The organism is Paenibacillus sp. ov031 (assembly GCF_900143165.1).
Lineage (GTDB): Bacteria > Bacillota > Bacilli > Paenibacillales > Paenibacillaceae > Paenibacillus > Paenibacillus marchantiae.
Genome location: NZ_FRDO01000003.1, coordinates 629,697 through 647,514, shown reverse-complemented (window position 1 = coordinate 647,514; position 17,818 = coordinate 629,697). Strand labels below are relative to the sequence as shown.

Sequence of the window (17,818 nt, the reverse complement as noted above, 5' to 3'; positions counted from 1 at the left end):
CATTTATTCCTCCTGTCTTTGCTTTATAAGGCGTGGAATATAGTTTCCGTGCATATGGTTCATACGCTCTTCAAGTTTTATTCTGAACCGAGAAGTCTTTTTGAGGTATGAAAGGGCAGACTGTATTGAACTGTCACCTCTGGGCACAGAGATTTCATATGGATTTTGAGCAATCTCAGCAAGAAGATTACTAAATAATCCTCTACCAATGTGAGTTGACCACTTTGAAATGTTCAAATGATGTGCCAAGAGTTTGTCTTGAATATTTGGACTTTGCTGTAGTAGTCTGATAAATTCTTTTTTTAATTTATTAAAGTATTGTCTGTAACTTTTTGCTGACATCGCTTTTCCATCACGATTAACGAATAGGGCACCTGAACCATCTGTGCTCTTAAATAACTCAAGGTGATCATTATAAATGCTATCGAACCACTCTTTATAGATGAACACTTGTTGCCTTCTTTCCTTTTTGACAAAGTTAGCTCCATCAGAATCTTTAATATCCGTTCGTAACTGCCTCTCCCGAATGTTCAATAGCACAACTTCACCATCTAATCGATATCTCACGCCTAATCTGGTGATATTGACCACTTCACCAACCCGTAGTCCTCCAAATATTTGGAAGTACAAGCCTAGAACAATGGGTTTAGCCACTATGATTGCTGTTTCAAATAACAAAGGGATATAGTGTGAAGGGAAGGTGTGCTCTAAAGGAGAGCTTGCTATTGATGGTAAAATCACATTCCTAAATATAGAGATCTGAACGTCCTCACCGAATTGATTCTGATATGTCTCAAATGCATTTGGGGAAACGTTTGGAAGGCATTGATTCTTGTATAAATAACGGTAGAAACTATTAAGAGTACGGTCCACACTCTTAATGCTTGTTTTGGTGTTTCCTCGTTTGCTCAATTCATTTAAGTAACTATCACCATGAACGATTTGAAGATCTATAAGTGATTTGAATTCAGTCTCTCGGTTCTCCTCTAATAGATAATTCAAGAAAGCAACAACATTGATAGCATGTTTTCGTTGAGTGTTATACGAATTGTATCTCCAGTTTGTATAAATAAAGTCTGTCAGTGGGTGAACTGTATCAGTATTGTTTATAACGTCAGAGACACAAATCATAACAAGTTGTTTTTTATTATTACGGTCCCATTCAATCCAAATTGAATCAGTGCGAAATCGATATCTAATCTCTTTCTTGAATGGCATGAGCTCAGCTATTATATTCCCTCCTCAATATTTTGAATTCGACATTAGTATCAAATATATACCATATCTTAACAAAAAAAATGAGGTATTTGTACATATTTATAAGCGAATTCATCATGAAGTTCCCGACTTTTGATATAAAAAGTAGTTAGAATAGGTGTACAGTATCGGACTGGATACAAGAATAAAGAATGCCTTGTATTACAGGCATTCTCTTGGTTTAATTATGTACATTTAATTTATTTACAGAATTATATAGATACTACATACAATTCCCTCCATCTGGTGCTGTCTCATCACAGTGAGCAGGGCGTCCGGATCTGACGTGTTGGTCACCTCCTGAACATGGGGAGCAGGATTCAGAACTTGATGCAGCAGACGCTGACGTTTTGCAAGTGGTTGATCTGTGACCCATACCCCATCGCAGAAAAGAATATCAAATACCATATAAGTCACCGGAATCTGGTTTACAGCTTGGGCAATGCCATCCGGTCTGCTCATGCGATCTCGCCGCAACACGTGATAGAAGGACGGTTTTCCCGTATCCGGGTCAAGGGCAATAATCTCTCCATCCAAAATATAAGAAGGGACGGAGCACAGATTGCGTGGCTGAACCAGCTCAGGATATTGCGCAGTTCGGTTGTGCAATCTGCGATTAATTAATTGAATTCCCTGTCCGTCCTCGTAAGCAAGCATGCGGACCCCATCCCATTTGATTTGGGCAATCCAGTTTTGCCCGCTAGGGATCACATCTCGGGATATAGGTTCAAAAGGAACCAGAGGATTGAACATGTGCCTAAAACTCCTTTCCTCTTTCAAATCTGCCTGGAGGTTGATGCCCTAAGTTGACTGTCGCAAGTTTAACTCTTCCGCAGCCGTACCCTTAGTTTGTGTACCATAATGAGCAGCAAAGGAAGTGCAATGCCACAGGTCAGGTCCCAATCAATCCAATATGGAATAACAACCTTGAGATAGAAATTTTCGTTTGGAGCTAGAACAATGGACATGGCCAGAACCAACAGGGCACCAGGCAAAATGAGTGGACGATAGCTGGACAATTTGAAGAGATGAGTGATTCCAAGTACAAAGCTATAGAAAAACAGAATGCTTTTGAAAAAGACGGCGATAATCCAGACGGAAGCCATAAAGGCTTCGATCCGTTGCAAAGAGTTGCCTATGTTAATCTTCAGCGACAGATTAAATGCTGCGAACCAATGGTGCTGCGTCATAAATGGCCCCATGACCAGCAGACAGATCGTTAGCGTTAGGGTAAGCATCAATCCGCCTATAATGGCTGCCAGAAGGATATCCTTTTCCCAATGTGCTTCCTTTTTGGCATAAGGAAAGAGCATAAGAAAGATACACAATTCACAATAAGGATAGGTAAGCACAGCGACAAAGCCTTTAAAGGGATTCAGAAATCCTTCTCCAAGAACAGGCTTGATGTTGTCCAGATGTGATTGCGGGAACAGACAGACGGTCAGAATGAGCAGAAATAGCACAATCAGGGGAAGAAATACCTCGGCGCTCCTGCCTATGGGTTCCAGACCAGATAAGAGCCCCCAGACAAGAGTGAAAACAAAGAGCAAATTCACAATGAAGAGCGGGGATTCGGGCAAGATCTGGGTCGTCATGAAATCCCCAATTTCTCGTATAAACGCGGAGGTACCCATTAGAAAATAGAATAGATAAAAACAGCTGATGAAGGCCCCGATCCAGGGCCCAAGAGTATGCAATGCATGTTGAATCAGATTCATCCGGGGCTGCAGTTTGTACACAACGAGCATAATGGACAGTATGCCTGCTCCTCCAGCAACGCCCAATAATGCGGACAACCATGCATCCTGATGCGCATATGAAGTGATCATCGAGGGGAAGACGATAATCTGTTCACCAATCGTGCATAAGAACATCAGCGAGCCCAGTTGTCTTACAGTTAAACGCCCCTTTTCAATCATGTGGGTTCTCCTTCGCATGTCGATCTAGATATTTGGTTAGGATACGCCAATTGCACCAATTTTATTAGGAAATGGATAAAGGCATATATCAACATAAAAAAAAGGTAGGCAAAAAAGCCCGGACAACTGAATTCCCTATATGGAGCGAGGGAATTTGTGTCCGGGCTAATCAGAGTACTCAATTTAATACACAATATTCACGTCACGGATTTCCCGTGTTAGCTCGTTGTGGTCAAACGAATGCGAATATTCTGTGGGTCTACTGTAAACCAGTCCTTACCTTGCTGTTCGATAGATGCGTTCGACTGACGCAGTTGCTCTACAGCTTGTTCCAATTGTTCTTTCTCGTCATAAACGATGGTGAAGTAGTCAATGCCTGTCGCATTGTCAGGATTTACTGGGGCGCCTGTACCAGCCCAAATGTTCAGCCCGATGTGATGGTGATAACCGCCTGCGGACACAAACAGGGCGGACATATTGGCGAAGTTACCAACGATGTCGAAACCAAGGACTCCTGTATAAAAACGGCGCGATTCTTCCAGACCACGTACGTGGAAATGAACATGACCAATGACGGTTCCGGCGGGCAATCCCTGCCAAGGCTCGTTTGCGGCCAGAGCGAACAGGCTGTCTACATCAACAGGATCACTTGACATAATGTAGTTATTATCTGCATCTCGCTTCCAGGTGTCGCGGGCGCGGTCTGCATAGATTTCGATACCGTTCTGATCCGGATCTGAAATGTAGAATGCTTCACTGACCAAATGATCACCCTGACCAATTTCAATGCCGGATTCAGCCAGATTACGGAGGGCAAGGCCCAGCGATTTGCGGTCGGGCAGCAGGATGGCGAAGTGATATAGGCCTGAAGTGGAGCGAACAGGCATCGTCACGGCATCGGTCAACTGCTCAAGGCGTAGAAGCGAATGCTTTCCATCGGCAGTCATGGTAGCGACTTTTTCACTGCGTTCAAGCAGTTTCAGTCCGACCACTTCGGTATAAAATTGAATGGATCGCTCCAAATTGCTGATTCGCAGACTTACTTCACCCAGATGGGTTGTAGCAGGAATTTGATAAGTAGAAGTCATAAGGATTTCCTCCTGTAAACAAGTTTAGTTGGTTTGTTGCGGTTCGCCCATTGGCAATGGTAGGGGCTATTGTAATGTCATAGCTCATGTGGATATGAGACTCAACTGTACATTTATAAATAAGTTACTTTTCATAAGTTAATATAAAATATAAATCAACTTTCGTCAATTGTATTTTCGATTTTGGTGTAGTCATTCTTGGTTGAATATTACTTCTATTATGGAATACAAAACAAAAATCCGGCTTCATGGCCGGATCTCCAATGTTGATGTTGGTGACAAACGAATCTCTTTGTTGTTTGCCGCTTAAGCCTTAGGCTTAGGCGCAGCCTTCTTTCTTTTCGAAGGAGCAGGAGCCTCTGCCTCTCCTCCAGCCACTGCTTGGACCGAAGTTTTCTTAGGAGCACGTTTTTTGGGTTTGGCTGTGGTGGTTCCGGGATCGGTTGGAATGGGCTTCACAGCTTCAATACTTGCTTGCAATGCTGCCATAAGATCCATGACATTCGCTTCAGGCTTGGCAGGGGCAATTTTAATTTCTTCACCGGCTACTTTGTGATTGATCAGATCCAGCAGTTTGGCGCGGTAGTCGTCTGTATATTTACCAGGTTCAAAAGGAGTGGATAACTGATCGATCAGCAGTTTCGCCATCGTCAACTCCTTCTCGTTTACGTTCAGGACCTCGGGCAGGTTGGGAACCTGAGAGACGGGACGGATTTCGTCTGGATAGAAAATGGTTTCCATAGAGAGGCAATCGTCCAGTACACGGATCGCGGCCAAACTGCTTTTGGAGCGAATGGATATCTTGGCGATGCCAATCTTTCCTGTATCCCGCATGGCAGTCATTAATAGCTGGTAGGCGTTTCCTCCCGCTTGATCGGGGGAGAGGTAATACGTTTTTTGAAAATAAATCGGATCGATCTCCGTTAAATCTACGAAGTCCAGAATGGTAATGGTTTTGCTGCTGGAATCATTTAACGCTTCAAGCTCGTCCTTCTCGAACAAGACGAATTTGCCTTTCTCATATTCATATCCTTTGGTGATCTCTTCCCATTGAACCTCAACTTCGCAGGAAGGACATTTACGTACATAAGCGAGTGGGCTGCCGCAGACTTTGTGAATGTAACGCATGGAGATGTCTTTGTCTTCGGTAGCCGAAAACATTTTGACAGGAACATGAACCAGACCAAAGCTAATTGCACCTTTCCAGACCGTATGCATGAACGGCTCCTTTCCGAGAACATTTTATTTATAGTATGGGCATTTCACAGGAGGGATAACCGTATTTCCCCGGAAGCGGTATGCTTCAGAAAGAGTGGGGGATGATAACAGAAACATCCTTAAGATCTGTGCTGTATGGCGCTGGTTTTGGAAGAGGATGATGTTAGTTATTAACTATCACGTCAGGAGGCACCCCTATGAAGAACAAACGAGACGAAGCTGAAGCTCACGCCCATACGTTCTCTCCGTATCCTCGTGCCGAGTCGGAAGGGTCTGAAGGTTTTCATACACCTGCAACAGCGGTTAACTGGGAGGCTATCACATCAGAAGAGCTGCCGCTTGACCGGGAGTCGTTCATGCTGGACATTGACCGGATGGTGAATGAGGGTCTGGGCGGTGGACAAGTCACGGAAGATAACGGTTATATCGGTGAAAGTACGACAGATAGCATGGTGCGGGAATCGCATGATGATCCGGAAGGGGAGTATGAATAATGTTGGATGTGAAACGCGCGAAAGCCATTTATGATTCCAAAGATACGATTGCAGTTACATTGGAAGGAGATCCGGTCTGGATCGAAAATGTGGATGAAGCTAATGGCATGGCAACGGTGCAGGTGGGCAGCAGACCGGGGAATACTCAGACGGTACGTGTAGACCGTTTGGAAGAGTAAAAGGCAAAGTGCTGGTGAAGGATGTCTAGGAAGGCCGGTGCCGTCAGGTACCGGTTTATTTGTCGTTCGTGTGAATGGTGGCCTGTCTTCTGCTCTGCTTCTGCTCCTTCGATGTTGCGGGGGGAGAATGGGACCGATATAATAAAGTTCAAAGTGAACTCAGGCGGCTTGACCGCCAAAGGTGGGGCGTATATTGAATCAGACGCATGAGCAGTGGGTGTATCACTCCCATGGCATTACAGATACAGAAGTACTCGCGTCCGCACTCGCTGAACAGGCAACCGCCGGCATGGTGATTGCATTGGACGGTGATCTGGGCGCGGGCAAAACGGCATTTTCACAAAAGTTTGCCTGGCATTTGGGTGTACGTGATGTGGTCAACAGCCCCACGTTTACACTGATCAAGGAATACGAAGGGCGTCTGCCCTTGTATCACATGGACGTGTATCGCATATCGCTGGAAGAAGCGGACGAGCTTGGACTGGATGAGTATTTCTATGGAACCGGAGTCAGTCTGGTTGAATGGTCCAGTATCATTCCCGAATTACTGCCGCAGGAACACTTGCATGTGCAGATTGAAACGACGGGTCCAGAGGATCGAACGATTACGCTGGATGGGTATGGCGAGACTTATGCTGCCATGTGCCGACAGTTCAGACAGAATGGAGTCAAATGATGATGGAAGATTTACAAAAACAGCCGCGCCAGCGGTTTTTGGCGTTGGATACATCGACTGCGGTGATGGCAGCCTCAGTTATGGAAGGCCACGTCCTTCTGGAAGAACGGAATGAACGGGCAGAACGCAACCATTCGGTACACGTCGTGCCCGTAATGGAGCAGCTGCTGGAAGCTAGCAGCACGCAACCGGGACAGCTGGACGGCGTTGCCGTGGGCATTGGCCCGGGCTCGTACACGGGCATCCGCATTGCGGTGACCGCGGCGAAAACGTTAGCCTGGGCGTGGGACATCCCGGTTGTCGGGGTGTCCAGCCTTCAGGCTATGGCCTGGGGCGGCTGGCACAGTGGCCTCGCCGCCAAGGCCGAAGCTGCGGCAGAGGATGCCGCAGCAGGGGCTGGCGGAACGCCATCCGCGGACCAGGGCGGCACTGGTGCCGCCCCTGTCCACTGGATCGTTCCGCTTGTGGATGCACGGCGCGGTCAAGCCTATACCGCGCTGTTTGCCTCCGCGGGGAGCGCTGCGCCCCGGCGGCTGGCGCCAGATGCCATCCGTATGGTGGACGGATGGCTGGAAGCCCTCGCCGCCCGCATGGCGGAAGCGGCGCCGGAAGAGCGGCCCGCTGCCGTCTGGATTGTCGGCGAGACGGGCCCGCATGCGGCAGCAGCGGCTGAGCTTCGCTGCCCCGCAGGAACGGCGCTCCAGCTCGTACCCTATGAGCTGGAGGGCCGCTGGGTTGGGCGCTTAGGCGCCGAGGCGCTGCTTGCAGGTCAGCGAGATGACGTGCATGCGCTCGTGCCTAATTACACTCAGCTGGCTGAAGCGGAAGCCAACCTGCTACGCAAAGGCTAAAGGGGGAGGGGAAGCAGATGGACAACGTGGAGAATGATGAGCAGGAAGCAACGCTTCAGTTCAGGTTCATGACTCTGGATGATATTCCCGATGTCATGATTATTGAACATGAAGCCTTTACCCTGCCCTGGACGGAAGAAGCATTTCAAAATGAATTGACACACAATCATTTTGCTAAATATATGGTCATGGAATTGGAAGGTACAGCGATCGGCTATGCCGGCATGTGGACAATCATGGATGAAGCCCACATTACCAATATTGCAGTCCGGGAAGCTTATCGTGGGCGCAAGCTCGGTGAGAAGCTTCTGGACGAATTGATGAAAACGGCGGCTTATCTCGGGATGGAACGAATGACGCTGGAAGTCAGGGTTTCGAATCGGATTGCCCAGAGCTTGTATCAGAAAAAAGGGTTTGAATCGGCTGGTCTTCGCAAAGGGTATTACTCCGACAATGGGGAAGATGCGATGATTATGTGGGCGAATTTGCCGCCTGCGAGCCGGAGCGGCGAAGAGGAAGGAAGCGTAACGGATTCATGAAGGATTTCAATGAAAAGGTAAGTTCAGCACCATCTTATATATTGGCCGTGGAGACAAGCTGTGATGAAACATCCGTAGCGGTAGTCAAGGATGGACGGGAAGTGCTGTCCAATCTGATCTCCAGTCAGATCGAGACACATAAGGCATTTGGCGGAGTTGTACCTGAAGTGGCTTCGCGTAAACACGTTGAAGTCATTACACTGATGTTGGAACAGGCTATTGAACAATCTGGCATCCGTCCGCGTGATCTGAGTGCAATCGCCGTGACGCAAGGGCCTGGACTGGTTGGTGCATTGCTGGTCGGTATCGTCGCGGCGAAAACCATGGCCATGGCACTTGGCAAACCACTCATTGGCACACATCATATTGCGGGACATATCTATGCCAACAGACTTACCCATGAGCTGCAATATCCAGCGATGGCACTGGTGGTTTCAGGTGGTCATACCGAGCTTGTGCATATGGAATCCGAAGGCAAGTTCAAACTGATCGGCCGTACGCGGGACGATGCTGTAGGCGAGGCTTATGACAAAGTAGCGCGTGCACTGGGTTGCCCCTATCCGGGAGGACCGCATGTGGACCGGATGGCTGCTGAAGCAGAGCAGGCGGTACCTTTGCCACGCGTCTGGCTGGAAGCAGATTCGTATGATTTCAGCCTGAGTGGTCTGAAGTCTGCTGTGTTGAATGTGCTGAATCTAGCCAAAATGCGCGGAGAAACGCTTGAACCATCGGCTGTGGCACGGGGCTTCCAGGAAGCTGTCGTCGAAGTGCTGGTAGAAAAAGCAGTAAGGGCTGTCCGTGAGTATGGATCACGTCAGTTGCTGTTATGCGGTGGCGTTGCGGCAAACCGGGGATTGCGTTTAGCTTTGCAGGAGCGTTGTGCGAAGGAAGGGCTCGAATTGCTGATCCCGCCGATGGAATATTGCACGGACAATGCAGCGATGATTGGAGCTGCGGCGTATTTGAAATGGCAGCGGGGAGAAATCTCGGAATTTGATGCCAAAGCTGATCCTGGACTTTCACTTGAGGCATGGTCTGTACAATCGCTATAAAATGATTCATGTATATGAAGACTTGACAGCCTCAAGTGAAGACTGTATATTAATTACAAATTAAAACAGGAATTATGATTCCTGAACTGAAACGCAATGAACAGGAACAGTAGGGTATTTCCCGGTCTTAGAGAGCTGCGGTGTGGTGCAACGCAGTCGAAGGAAACCTGAAACTCACCTGGAAGCGGAACGATGGAACACGGTAACTCCTCGGGAGAAGCCGAAGGCCGATGATGGCCCAAAGTACATGGTTACGGGTTGCCTCCGTGAATGGGCCGTTGTTGATGGAATCCGGATGACATATCGGTAGAAGATCAACAATAACTGAGGGGGCTTTTGTCACTTTGGGCAATGATAACGGTATGGACGCATACAGGATCAGCTCGAAGGAAATGAAAGTCAACAAGAGTGGTACCGCGAAGGTGAACAGCCTGTCGTCTCTTGCATTATTGCAGGAGATGGCAGGCTTTTTTGATTTTCAAAATGGTGATTAAATTCATGGTCACATATCATAAATGTAATGAACGGGAGCAGTAAAACGATAAAGCGCACAGAGAGCTGCGGGGTGGTGCGACGCAGTGGCTGGAATCGTTCGAATCTCGCCCGGGAACGGAGCTGTGGAAGCAGTGAGACGATGTCTCATACCTTGTCCTTGTAACCAAAGGACATCGTGGTACACAGCAACGGCTAACCTCCGTTATATGGTGTTTCTCCGGCTGGATCGGTTGTTATTGTTGCGTCTACGCAGCTGCAATGGATCTGGGCCGGAGACGACGAGGTGGATGGTGCCTGGCGCAAGCCCGGCCCATCAAGCAAGAGTGGTACCGCGGAGGGATAATAACCCGCCGTCTCTTAGATGAGATGGCGGGTTATTTGTGTTTGCTGCCGGCAGCAGGGTGGGCGATGGGAATCCATAATCATGGTTTAGAAAGAAATAAGACTGGCGTGCAAGTCGACGTGCACGCCAGCATGGAATGCAAAATGAATAAACATAGAAAACGGGAAGTGAACCCCCTCGTTCCGATCCCAAAAATCCAATATACATTCAAATTTGATGGAGGTTGATGAATATGACAAAGAACAATAACAAACGGATGATTGAGATTTTTGATACAACACTGCGCGATGGAGAACAAGCACCGGGAGCGAGTCTGCAGCCTGAACAAAAAATTGAACTGGCACATCAATTGGCTTCTCTGGGCATTGACGTCATCGAGCCTGGATTCCCGATCTCAAGTCCAGGTGAGTTCGCGGCGGTTCAGGCGATTTCCAGACAACTGCAAAACGTGGAGATTTGCGGATTTGCGCGTGCGGTCAAAGGGGATATTGATGCAGCCGTTCGAGCAACGGCTGACGCATCGCGCCGCCGGATTCACTTGTTTATTTCCTCTTCGGACATTCATATTGAGCATCAATTGCGCCGTCCGCGCAGCGAAGTCGTAGCTACCGCCCGGGAGATGGTCTCCTATGCACGTCAGTTCACGGATATTGTGGAATTCACTGCCATGGATGCGGCTCGCACAAAGATGGATGATTTGATCGAGATGGTCGAAGTAGCCATTGAAGCGGGAGCAAGTATTATCAATTTGCCAGATACGGTTGGGTACGCACTGCCACATGAATATGGAGAGATGTTCCGTCAGGTACGTGAGGGCGCAAGAGGCGGAGATAAGGTTCGATACAGCGCCCACTGTCATAATGATTTGGGCCTTGCGGTTGCCAACAGTCTGGCTGCGATTGCCAACGGTGCTTCCCAGATCGAAGTAACCATCAACGGTGTGGGCGAACGGACGGGTAACTGTGCATTGGAGGAGCTGATTATGGCTCTGGAGACGCGGGGAGATGTTATTGGCGCAACGACAAATATCAAACTGAACCAGATGTATGAGACATCCCGTCAGATTAGCCGTGCGATGCATTTCCCAATTGCATACAACAAACCGGTGGTAGGGCGCAATGCCTTCCAGCATGAGTCTGGTATTCATCAGGATGGTCTGCTTAAGAATCGGAGTACGTATGAGATTATGGACCCGGAAGCGCTGGGAATTCCACGCAGCATGATTATTCTGGGCAAACATTCCGGTCGTCACGCTTTGAAAGATCGGGTTCGTAAATATGGCTTTGAACCGGATGAGCAGCAAATGGAACAGCTGTATGAGATATTTAAAGAAACTGCCGATCAACAGAAAGTGGTCAGTGATGACCAGTTATTGCAGATGGTGAGCCAGACCATGAATATTCCTGCCCAGGATTATGAACTGGTTGAATTGCAGGTTACGGCCGGCAGCATGACGGATCGAATGGCAGCAGTTCGTATTCGCACGAGCGCAGGGGAGCAATCCTATTCTGCGGTTGGCGGTGGTCCGGTAGATGCAACGATTCGTGCGATTGGTCAAAGTATCTCGGACGACATTACTTTTGTCGATATGGAAATGCACGCACTGAGTGGAGGAGAGGCTGCGAGTGCAGAAGCTGCAGTTACTGTGGAACGTGCAGGACGTGAATTCAGAGGAACTGCCACGCACAATGATATTGTCATGGCAGCCGGTTTGGCTTATGTAGCAGCTTGCAATGCGGCCGGACTGAAGGCGGAGTCTTCCGAAAGTGATGAATCAGTGCACGCGTAATAGTACTCCAGTAAATCACATAACTTTATGTCAAAATAAACCAGAGGCAGGCCTTAAATACAGAGGTCTGCTTTTGTCCTTTTATAGGAGAAAAATTTGAAAGAACGAATGTGTTTGTCAAGGTGTGATTATAGTTATCCACATATTCAGTGTAAATTGTGGGTAACTATCTCAAATTCAAACCAGTAATGTTTTCGAAAATAAAAGGCTTTAGGGGATAAAATGGTCGAGTTATATTCACAAAGTTGTGGATAATGTGGATAACTCGGTGGATAAATATGGTTTTTGTGCAAAAAAAGCTATTCTACCGCCGTATAATTAAATGAATTGGATTGCTTGCTATCTTGCTTTCTTGTGGATAAATTAGAGGCTTTACAACGTAAAAATATTTTACTTGATTCGAGTGGATTTGACAAATAGGGAATCATCCTACTCAAATCTGTCTCGCTTTATGCTCAAAAAAAGCCAATCCCGTAAGGAATCAGCTTTTGATATAAAATCCAGTCTATTTTGTTTTTTTCTTATTCCAAAGCTAATTCTTCCCACTCTTCATAAGCCTTGGCAAGTTGAAGCTTGTGATCCTCCGCTTTCTCCTGAAGCTCTTGCAGCTTCATGTAGTCCTGATATATTTCAGGCAGAGCCATCTGAGCCTCAAGCTCTGTAATCTCCGTTTCCAGCTTCGCAATCTGTTGTTCCAGAGCTTCCTGCTTGCGTTGCCGGTTACGTTCTTCGCGCTTGGCCTGCTTGTCCGCTTCGAATGAGGCGGCACCGGATTTTTCGGTTGCGGATAGACCTGGATCTGATTTGGCTGAGTTTTTGTTAGAGGCCTGGCGTGCTTCAGCAGCTTCGCGCGCAATATCTTCAAGCTCCTGTTTCTTCTCTACATAATCATCATAATTGCCGAGGTAATGCTCTGTTCCGCCGGGATGCAGCTCGACAATACGTTCAGCCATTTTATTGAGGAAATACCGGTCATGCGAGATGAACAGCAATGTGCCCTCATAGTCCATCAGCGCCGCTTCAAGCACTTCTTTGGCGAACAGGTCGAGATGGTTCGTAGGCTCATCCAGAATGAGCATATTGGCTTCCTTGAGCATGAGCTTGGAGAGGGAGACACGAGCTTTTTCTCCACCGCTAAGAGATGAGATCTTTTTGAGTACATCATCTCCACTGAACAGGAAGTTGCCTAGTACCGTACGAATCCGTGATTCTTCCATACCTGGATATGCGCTCCACAGTTCTTCCAATACGGTATTGGAAGGATTAAGTCCCGTCTGCTCCTGATCATAATAGCCAATCTGCACCTTGGTACCCCATTGGATCTCACCGCTTACAGGGCGCAAACTTCCGGTGAGGCATTTGAGCAAGGTAGATTTTCCGATACCGTTCGGACCGATCAAAGCAACCGTTTCCCCGCGTCTTAGATCAAAAGATACATTGCGGAATAACGGCGAAGCCTCATCGTAGGCAACGGAAAGCTGATCCACACGGAGCACTTCCTTGCCGGACATCACAGCCGGTTCGAACGAGAAATGAGCTTTCTTCAAATCTCCCATCGGTTTGTCGAGTCGATCCATCTTGTCGAGTGCCTTGCGGCGGCTCTGTGCCCGTTTGGTTGTTGAAGCACGGACGATATTCTTCTGAACAAACTCCTCCATCTTGGAGATTTCATCCTGTTGTTTCTCGTATTGCTTCATCTGGCTTTCGTACTCGGCAGCTTTCAGTTCCATGTACCGGCTGTAATTGCCCGTATATTTTTTGGAGCGGTGCCGTTCGATCTCCACGATGTTCGTTACAAGCCGATCAAGGAAATACCGGTCATGAGATACAACCAGCAGGGCGCCAGAATAACCTCTCAGGTAATCTTCGAGCCACGTCAGGGTGGCGATATCGAGATAGTTGGTAGGCTCGTCCAGCATGAGCAGATCAGGGGCCTGAAGCAAAATGCGAGCAAGCGCAAGACGTGTCTTTTGCCCGCCGCTCAGTGTGGCAATCTGGGTATCTGGTGAGAATTCACCGAAGCCCATCCCGTGCAGTACACTGCGAATGCGGGTTTCCATTTCATAACCGCCATGATCCTTGAACCAGTCCGAGCGTTTCGCATAACGCTCAAGCAGATCGGCATACTTTTTTTCATCTTCCATTTGCGCGGGATCAGCAATATCCTGTTCCATCTGACGCAAATCTGCTTCCGCCTGAGTCAGGTGGCCGAATACGTTCATCATTTCTTCCCATATGGAGCGATCGGATTGCAGTCCGCTGTTCTGAGCGAGGTAACCAAGCGTTGTTTCCTTGGATTTGAAAATCTGCCCACCATCGTAGGACATTTCTCCAGCCACAATTTTGAGTAAAGTGGATTTCCCTGCGCCGTTAACACCAACGAGTCCGATGCGCTCGCGTTCTAATATTTGTAAGTTCACGCCGTCCAGGATTGGATCGACACCAAAACGTTTGATAATTCCGGATACTTGCAGCAGCATAAAATTAAGTTCCTCCATAGGTCCAGTTCTTGATATGACAACTATATCCCAGTTTACATGAAATACAGAGCAAATGCACCGATTAGGAGTGCTTGGAGCGTGTAGTCTTTTTGGTCAATCAATGATAAACTGAAAGAAGGCATGTTAATACATGAGGATTTTGCAGAAAATGAATCATTTTAACGATTCCAACACGATGACAACTGGTGCATAACATATAAATGGTTTTAATTGAGAGCTAGTTTACCTTCCCGATCAACAGGAGGTTATTCAAGGACATGCAGGATCATACGGAACAGAAAATCCGTCTTCGTTCCAAGCTGAGACAGAGCCGGGATCTGATGGATGAAAGCATGCGTCAGCAGGCGATGAGTGAGATTAATGATGTGACGAAACGGGAGCTGGAGCGCCTTAGACGGGACAAATGGAAGCTGGGGAACAAGCGGCTTATGATTTTCAGCTATTTGTCTTATGGAAGCGAAGCATCTACAGCTTTTTTATTTGAAGAAGGCTGGAAGCATGGAGATCAGATGCTCGCGCCGAAAGTGCTGACGAATCCGGCTCGCATGGAATTGCGACGTGTCATGGGTGAACAGGATATTCAGCCGGGAATATGGGGGATACCTGAACCCAAGGATTCCTCTGAAGTGCTGCAACCTGAAAGCTGGCCGGATATTGATCTTATCATAGTACCGGGGCTGGGATATGACCTTCATGGAGGGCGCATTGGTTATGGCGGCGGTTATTATGATCGTTTTGCAGAGACACTTGCAGCGAAATGTGCGATGACGGACAAAAGGCCACGGATGGCTGCATTGGTATTGCCAGGCCAGCTACAGGATGAAATTCCGATGGACCCACTTGATCTGCGAATTGATCTGTTGATAACAACCGAAGGTATATTACATATCGAATAAAGGGTTGTGATGTGATTGAATTCAGAAACGAATAACGACCAGGCTTCGGGCAATAAACTGACTCATTTTAATGAACAGGGACGAGCTCGGATGGTTGATATTTCGGGTAAGGAAAGTACCGTGCGTACAGCTGTTGCGGTATCCAAAGTGACGATGAGTCCGGCTACGCTTGAAGCGATTCGGGAGGGCCGAATCGGCAAAGGTGACGTTCTGGCTGTGGCTCAAATTGCGGGCATTCAGGGCGCCAAGAAAACGTCGGACTGGATTCCGATGTGCCATCCATTGGCATTGACGGGTGTGGATATTCGTTTTCATGACAACGGTGTCGATGAATTGCAGATTGAAGTTACGGTCAAAACCGAAGGAAAGACAGGTGTCGAGATGGAGGCGCTCACGGCGGCGTCGGCTGCGGCACTGACGATCTATGACATGTGTAAAGCCATGCAAAAAGATATGATTATCGGTCCAACCATGCTTAATTCCAAGAGTGGTGGCAAAAACGGCGATTTCAGCCGATAAGGGACATTTATTTTCATAGAGGAGAAGGGTGATCTTTATGGTGTGGAGAACAGCAATCCTGACAGCCAGCGACAAAGGGGCCCGCGGGGAACGTGAGGATACGAGTGCCCAAGTGATCCGGGAACTTGTGGAAGAAGAACTGGGTGGGGAAATCGTGGAGTACCGCATCGTTCCGGATGAACCCGATGAGATTATTGCGGCTTTGATTGAAATGACAGATTATTTTCACGCTGATTTGGTATTGACCACTGGGGGTACGGAGCTTGCGATTCGTGATATTACTCCAGAAGCGACCCGGCGGGTTATTGAACGGGAAGTTCCAGGCATGGCTGAAGCCATGAGATACAGTGTTATGGGCAAGAATCGTTCTGCCATGCTGTTCCGCGGCGTATGCGGCATTCGCGGACGTACATTGATTGTCAACCTGCCAGGTACACCGAAGGGTGTGCATGAGCATTTGGCGGCCATTATGGACCAGCTTCCGGAAGCATTGTTGATGGTTACGGGTCAGTTCAAGCAATAAGGGTGAAACAGCTATAGTAGCAGGTGTGAATTAAGCAGGAAAAATGATTGGATGTCGGGGTCTCTTTTGTGAATAATGTGGGTTATGTAAGTGGTTACATCTATGGTATGATTGACATAATTCAAAATGAAGCAAAGACATCTATGAGCTTATGGCCAAGCGTGTGCATCTTTGAAGCTTGAAACGAGGAGGAATAATATCAATGTTAAGTTCCATTGGACCAACAGGTTTTATTTTGCTGGCCGTTATCGCGTTGCTTTTGTTTGGACCCAACAAGCTTCCGGAATTGGGGCGGGCCGTCGGACGCACTTTCCGTGAATTCAAAGAAGGCGCACGTGAGATTATTGCGGATGATGATTCATCCAGTCGCAAGGAGCAGGAAAAGGCGAAGCCGCTGGCATCTGATACGGCATCTGCAGACAAGCCTGAGGATAAACGCCTGCCGGAATAACTTTGACGGCAATGAAAGAGAAATCCCTTCCTGCCGGAAGGGTTTTGTATTTTAAGCTGGCAACAATGGGGGGCAGGCATGACGCAGCAGAAGGAAGAAATGACGCTTACAGAACATTTGAGTGAGCTGCGCAAGCGGTTGATTTATGTGTTGAGTATTTTTATTTTGGGGCTGGTGGCAGGCTTTCTGGTGGCGGACCCGGTGTATCAATATCTGACGAAGGCAGAGACCGCTCAGGGCTTTGTACTGCATGCATTCTCGTTCTGGGACGGGATTGGCATCTACATGAAGATTGCTGGTCTGTTCTCACTGGTCATTACGCTGCCGTTTACGGTGTTTCAGCTCTGGAAGTTTGTCAGTCCAGGTCTCCGGGCGCGTGAGCGAAAAGCCACGTTGAAGTATGTACCTTATGTATTTCTGTTATTTCTGATCGGGTTAGCTTTCTCCTATTACGTTGTTTTCCCGATGGCACTTTCTTTTACTTCATCGATTACGGAAAAAATGGGGCTTGTTGAGACTTACGGAATGAAGCAGTATTTTAGTTTTTTGTTTGGCATTGTACTGCCGGTATCCCTGTTGTTCGAACTTCCGCTAATCATTATGTTCCTGACAGGACTGCGCATATTGAATCCCATCCGGCTTCGCAAAATGCGCAGAGTCGCATATTTTGTCCTGATTTTCATTGCGGTTGTGGTCACACCGCCTGACTTTATTTCCGATTTTCTTGTGATGATTCCCTTGCTCCTGTTATATGAGATCAGTGTGTTTCTGTCTGGCTTTGTGTATCGCAAACAGCTTGCAGCTGATGCAGAGGCTGAATCCCGTTACATCCGTGCCGAGGATAAGCAGAGCGTAGTATAACAAGAGAGATTCCATAGGATTTTTGTAACTGTGATAATCTTGTATGGTGCCCGTCCCGGGATAAGGCGACCAGTTCTTACCCGGGAAATGAAGGGCGACAAACTTTTACGGTTATATATTCTGATGGACGGGACAAGCAGGCATATTATGTTCAACAATGGATACAA

At 47.7% G+C, this 17,818-nt stretch carries 19 protein-coding genes and 1 other annotated feature; of the genes, 13 read left to right on the top strand and 6 right to left on the bottom strand.

The window, feature by feature from the left end; translation table 11 throughout:
• Nucleotides 1-3 precede the first annotated feature (3 nt).
• From BUA17_RS16885 to BUA17_RS16865, 5 genes are all read right to left on the bottom strand, one after another.
• Nucleotides 4-1,218 (bottom strand): hypothetical protein, encoded by a 1,215-nt coding sequence (locus BUA17_RS16885; protein ID WP_072734333.1) that lies wholly within the window; start codon nt 1,216-1,218, stop codon nt 4-6.
• 243 nt (nt 1,219-1,461) lie between these two features.
• Nucleotides 1,462-2,010, bottom strand: coding sequence for an ATP-dependent DNA ligase (locus tag BUA17_RS16880; protein WP_244552164.1), 549 nt, complete (start codon nt 2,008-2,010; stop codon nt 1,462-1,464).
• A gap of 68 nt (nt 2,011-2,078) precedes the next feature.
• Nucleotides 2,079-3,176, bottom strand: a complete 1,098-nt coding sequence (locus BUA17_RS16875) for a GerAB/ArcD/ProY family transporter (protein ID WP_072734332.1) — start codon at nt 3,174-3,176, stop codon at nt 2,079-2,081.
• A 218-nt stretch (nt 3,177-3,394) separates the two neighbouring features.
• A complete protein-coding gene (locus BUA17_RS16870) occupies nt 3,395-4,264 on the bottom strand; it encodes a VOC family protein (RefSeq protein ID WP_072734331.1) in 870 nt (289 codons plus the stop codon).
• A 306-nt stretch (nt 4,265-4,570) separates the two neighbouring features.
• The gene (locus BUA17_RS16865; protein WP_072734330.1) at nt 4,571-5,482 is read right to left on the bottom strand and encodes a non-homologous end joining protein Ku; all 912 of its coding nucleotides are present in this window, start codon (nt 5,480-5,482) and stop codon (nt 4,571-4,573) included.
• Between the two features lie 197 nt (nt 5,483-5,679).
• On the opposite strand from BUA17_RS16865, the gene BUA17_RS16860 reads away from it, so the two are divergent.
• From BUA17_RS16860 to BUA17_RS16825, 8 genes are all read left to right on the top strand, one after another.
• The gene (locus BUA17_RS16860; RefSeq protein ID WP_063564487.1) at nt 5,680-5,976 is read left to right on the top strand and encodes a hypothetical protein; all 297 of its coding nucleotides are present in this window, start codon (nt 5,680-5,682) and stop codon (nt 5,974-5,976) included.
• Nucleotides 5,977-5,978: 2 nt separating this feature from the next.
• Nucleotides 5,979-6,155, top strand: coding sequence for an H-type small acid-soluble spore protein (locus BUA17_RS16855; RefSeq protein WP_053783520.1), 177 nt, complete (start codon nt 5,979-5,981; stop codon nt 6,153-6,155).
• 193 nt (nt 6,156-6,348) lie between these two features.
• Nucleotides 6,349-6,831, top strand: a complete 483-nt coding sequence (gene tsaE / locus BUA17_RS16850) for a tRNA (adenosine(37)-N6)-threonylcarbamoyltransferase complex ATPase subunit type 1 TsaE (protein ID WP_063564486.1) — start codon at nt 6,349-6,351, stop codon at nt 6,829-6,831.
• A 2-nt stretch (nt 6,832-6,833) separates the two neighbouring features.
• A complete protein-coding gene (gene tsaB, locus BUA17_RS16845) occupies nt 6,834-7,682 on the top strand; it encodes a tRNA (adenosine(37)-N6)-threonylcarbamoyltransferase complex dimerization subunit type 1 TsaB (protein WP_072734449.1) in 849 nt (282 codons plus the stop codon).
• Between the two features lie 17 nt (nt 7,683-7,699).
• The gene (gene rimI, locus BUA17_RS16840) at nt 7,700-8,221 is read left to right on the top strand and encodes a ribosomal protein S18-alanine N-acetyltransferase (RefSeq protein ID WP_063564485.1); all 522 of its coding nucleotides are present in this window, start codon (nt 7,700-7,702) and stop codon (nt 8,219-8,221) included.
• Nucleotides 8,218-9,273, top strand: coding sequence for a tRNA (adenosine(37)-N6)-threonylcarbamoyltransferase complex transferase subunit TsaD (gene tsaD / locus BUA17_RS16835; RefSeq protein WP_072734329.1), 1,056 nt, complete (start codon nt 8,218-8,220; stop codon nt 9,271-9,273). The genes rimI and tsaD overlap by 4 nt, the downstream gene beginning before the upstream one ends.
• A 344-nt stretch (nt 9,274-9,617) precedes the next feature.
• Nucleotides 9,618-9,767 carry a hypothetical protein gene (locus tag BUA17_RS31225; protein WP_170867863.1) on the top strand — a complete coding sequence of 50 codons (150 nt, stop codon included), beginning with the start codon at nt 9,618-9,620 and terminating at the stop codon, nt 9,765-9,767.
• A 17-nt stretch (nt 9,768-9,784) separates the two neighbouring features.
• Nucleotides 9,785-10,129 (top strand) — a binding site (T-box leader).
• A 214-nt stretch (nt 10,130-10,343) separates the two neighbouring features.
• On the top strand, nt 10,344-11,900 hold the full coding sequence (locus BUA17_RS16825; protein WP_072734327.1) for a 2-isopropylmalate synthase: 1,557 nt from the start codon (nt 10,344-10,346) through the stop codon (nt 11,898-11,900).
• Between the two features lie 521 nt (nt 11,901-12,421).
• On the opposite strand, the gene BUA17_RS16820 is transcribed toward BUA17_RS16825, so the two are convergent.
• Nucleotides 12,422-14,380 (bottom strand): ABC-F family ATP-binding cassette domain-containing protein, encoded by a 1,959-nt coding sequence (locus BUA17_RS16820; RefSeq protein ID WP_063564481.1) that lies wholly within the window; start codon nt 14,378-14,380, stop codon nt 12,422-12,424.
• Between the two features lie 278 nt (nt 14,381-14,658).
• Here BUA17_RS16820 and BUA17_RS16815 point away from each other — a divergent pair, with 278 nt between their 5' ends.
• The 5 genes from BUA17_RS16815 (at nt 14,659) to tatC (ending at nt 17,651) form a co-directional block, all read left to right on the top strand.
• The gene (locus BUA17_RS16815; RefSeq protein ID WP_072734326.1) at nt 14,659-15,297 is read left to right on the top strand and encodes a 5-formyltetrahydrofolate cyclo-ligase; all 639 of its coding nucleotides are present in this window, start codon (nt 14,659-14,661) and stop codon (nt 15,295-15,297) included.
• 15 nt (nt 15,298-15,312) lie between these two features.
• Nucleotides 15,313-15,816: a cyclic pyranopterin monophosphate synthase MoaC gene (gene moaC / locus BUA17_RS16810; protein WP_072734325.1), complete on the top strand. Its 504-nt coding sequence runs from the start codon at nt 15,313-15,315 to the stop codon at nt 15,814-15,816.
• Between the two features lie 37 nt (nt 15,817-15,853).
• A complete protein-coding gene (locus BUA17_RS16805) occupies nt 15,854-16,339 on the top strand; it encodes a MogA/MoaB family molybdenum cofactor biosynthesis protein (RefSeq protein WP_024630749.1) in 486 nt (161 codons plus the stop codon).
• Nucleotides 16,340-16,541: 202 nt separating this feature from the next.
• The gene (gene tatA, locus BUA17_RS16800; protein ID WP_072734324.1) at nt 16,542-16,790 is read left to right on the top strand and encodes a twin-arginine translocase TatA/TatE family subunit; all 249 of its coding nucleotides are present in this window, start codon (nt 16,542-16,544) and stop codon (nt 16,788-16,790) included.
• 78 nt (nt 16,791-16,868) lie between these two features.
• Nucleotides 16,869-17,651 carry a twin-arginine translocase subunit TatC gene (tatC, locus tag BUA17_RS16795; RefSeq protein WP_072734323.1) on the top strand — a complete coding sequence of 261 codons (783 nt, stop codon included), beginning with the start codon at nt 16,869-16,871 and terminating at the stop codon, nt 17,649-17,651.
• Nucleotides 17,652-17,818: the final 167 nt, after the last annotated feature.

What these genes read in the sequence shown, in the direction of transcription:
- BUA17_RS16865 (WP_072734330.1), bottom strand. Translation starts at nt 5,482, where the DNA reads ATGCATACGGTCTGGAAAGGTGCAATTAGCTTTGGTCTGGTTCATGTT.
- tatC (WP_072734323.1), top strand. Translation starts at nt 16,869, where the DNA reads ATGACGCAGCAGAAGGAAGAAATGACGCTTACAGAACATTTGAGTGAG.
- BUA17_RS16860 (WP_063564487.1), top strand. Translation starts at nt 5,680, where the DNA reads ATGAAGAACAAACGAGACGAAGCTGAAGCTCACGCCCATACGTTCTCT.
- tsaB (WP_072734449.1), top strand. Translation starts at nt 6,834, where the DNA reads ATGGAAGATTTACAAAAACAGCCGCGCCAGCGGTTTTTGGCGTTGGAT.
- BUA17_RS16815 (WP_072734326.1), top strand. Translation starts at nt 14,659, where the DNA reads ATGCAGGATCATACGGAACAGAAAATCCGTCTTCGTTCCAAGCTGAGA.
- BUA17_RS16875 (WP_072734332.1), bottom strand. Translation starts at nt 3,176, where the DNA reads ATGATTGAAAAGGGGCGTTTAACTGTAAGACAACTGGGCTCGCTGATG.
- BUA17_RS16825 (WP_072734327.1), top strand. Translation starts at nt 10,344, where the DNA reads ATGACAAAGAACAATAACAAACGGATGATTGAGATTTTTGATACAACA.
- rimI (WP_063564485.1), top strand. Translation starts at nt 7,700, where the DNA reads ATGGACAACGTGGAGAATGATGAGCAGGAAGCAACGCTTCAGTTCAGG.
- BUA17_RS16880 (WP_244552164.1), bottom strand. Translation starts at nt 2,010, where the DNA reads ATGTTCAATCCTCTGGTTCCTTTTGAACCTATATCCCGAGATGTGATC.
- BUA17_RS16885 (WP_072734333.1), bottom strand. Translation starts at nt 1,218, where the DNA reads ATGCCATTCAAGAAAGAGATTAGATATCGATTTCGCACTGATTCAATT.
- tatA (WP_072734324.1), top strand. Translation starts at nt 16,542, where the DNA reads ATGTTAAGTTCCATTGGACCAACAGGTTTTATTTTGCTGGCCGTTATC.
- BUA17_RS16820 (WP_063564481.1), bottom strand. Translation starts at nt 14,380, where the DNA reads ATGCTGCTGCAAGTATCCGGAATTATCAAACGTTTTGGTGTCGATCCA.
- BUA17_RS16870 (WP_072734331.1), bottom strand. Translation starts at nt 4,264, where the DNA reads ATGACTTCTACTTATCAAATTCCTGCTACAACCCATCTGGGTGAAGTA.
- BUA17_RS16805 (WP_024630749.1), top strand. Translation starts at nt 15,854, where the DNA reads ATGGTGTGGAGAACAGCAATCCTGACAGCCAGCGACAAAGGGGCCCGC.
- tsaD (WP_072734329.1), top strand. Translation starts at nt 8,218, where the DNA reads ATGAAGGATTTCAATGAAAAGGTAAGTTCAGCACCATCTTATATATTG.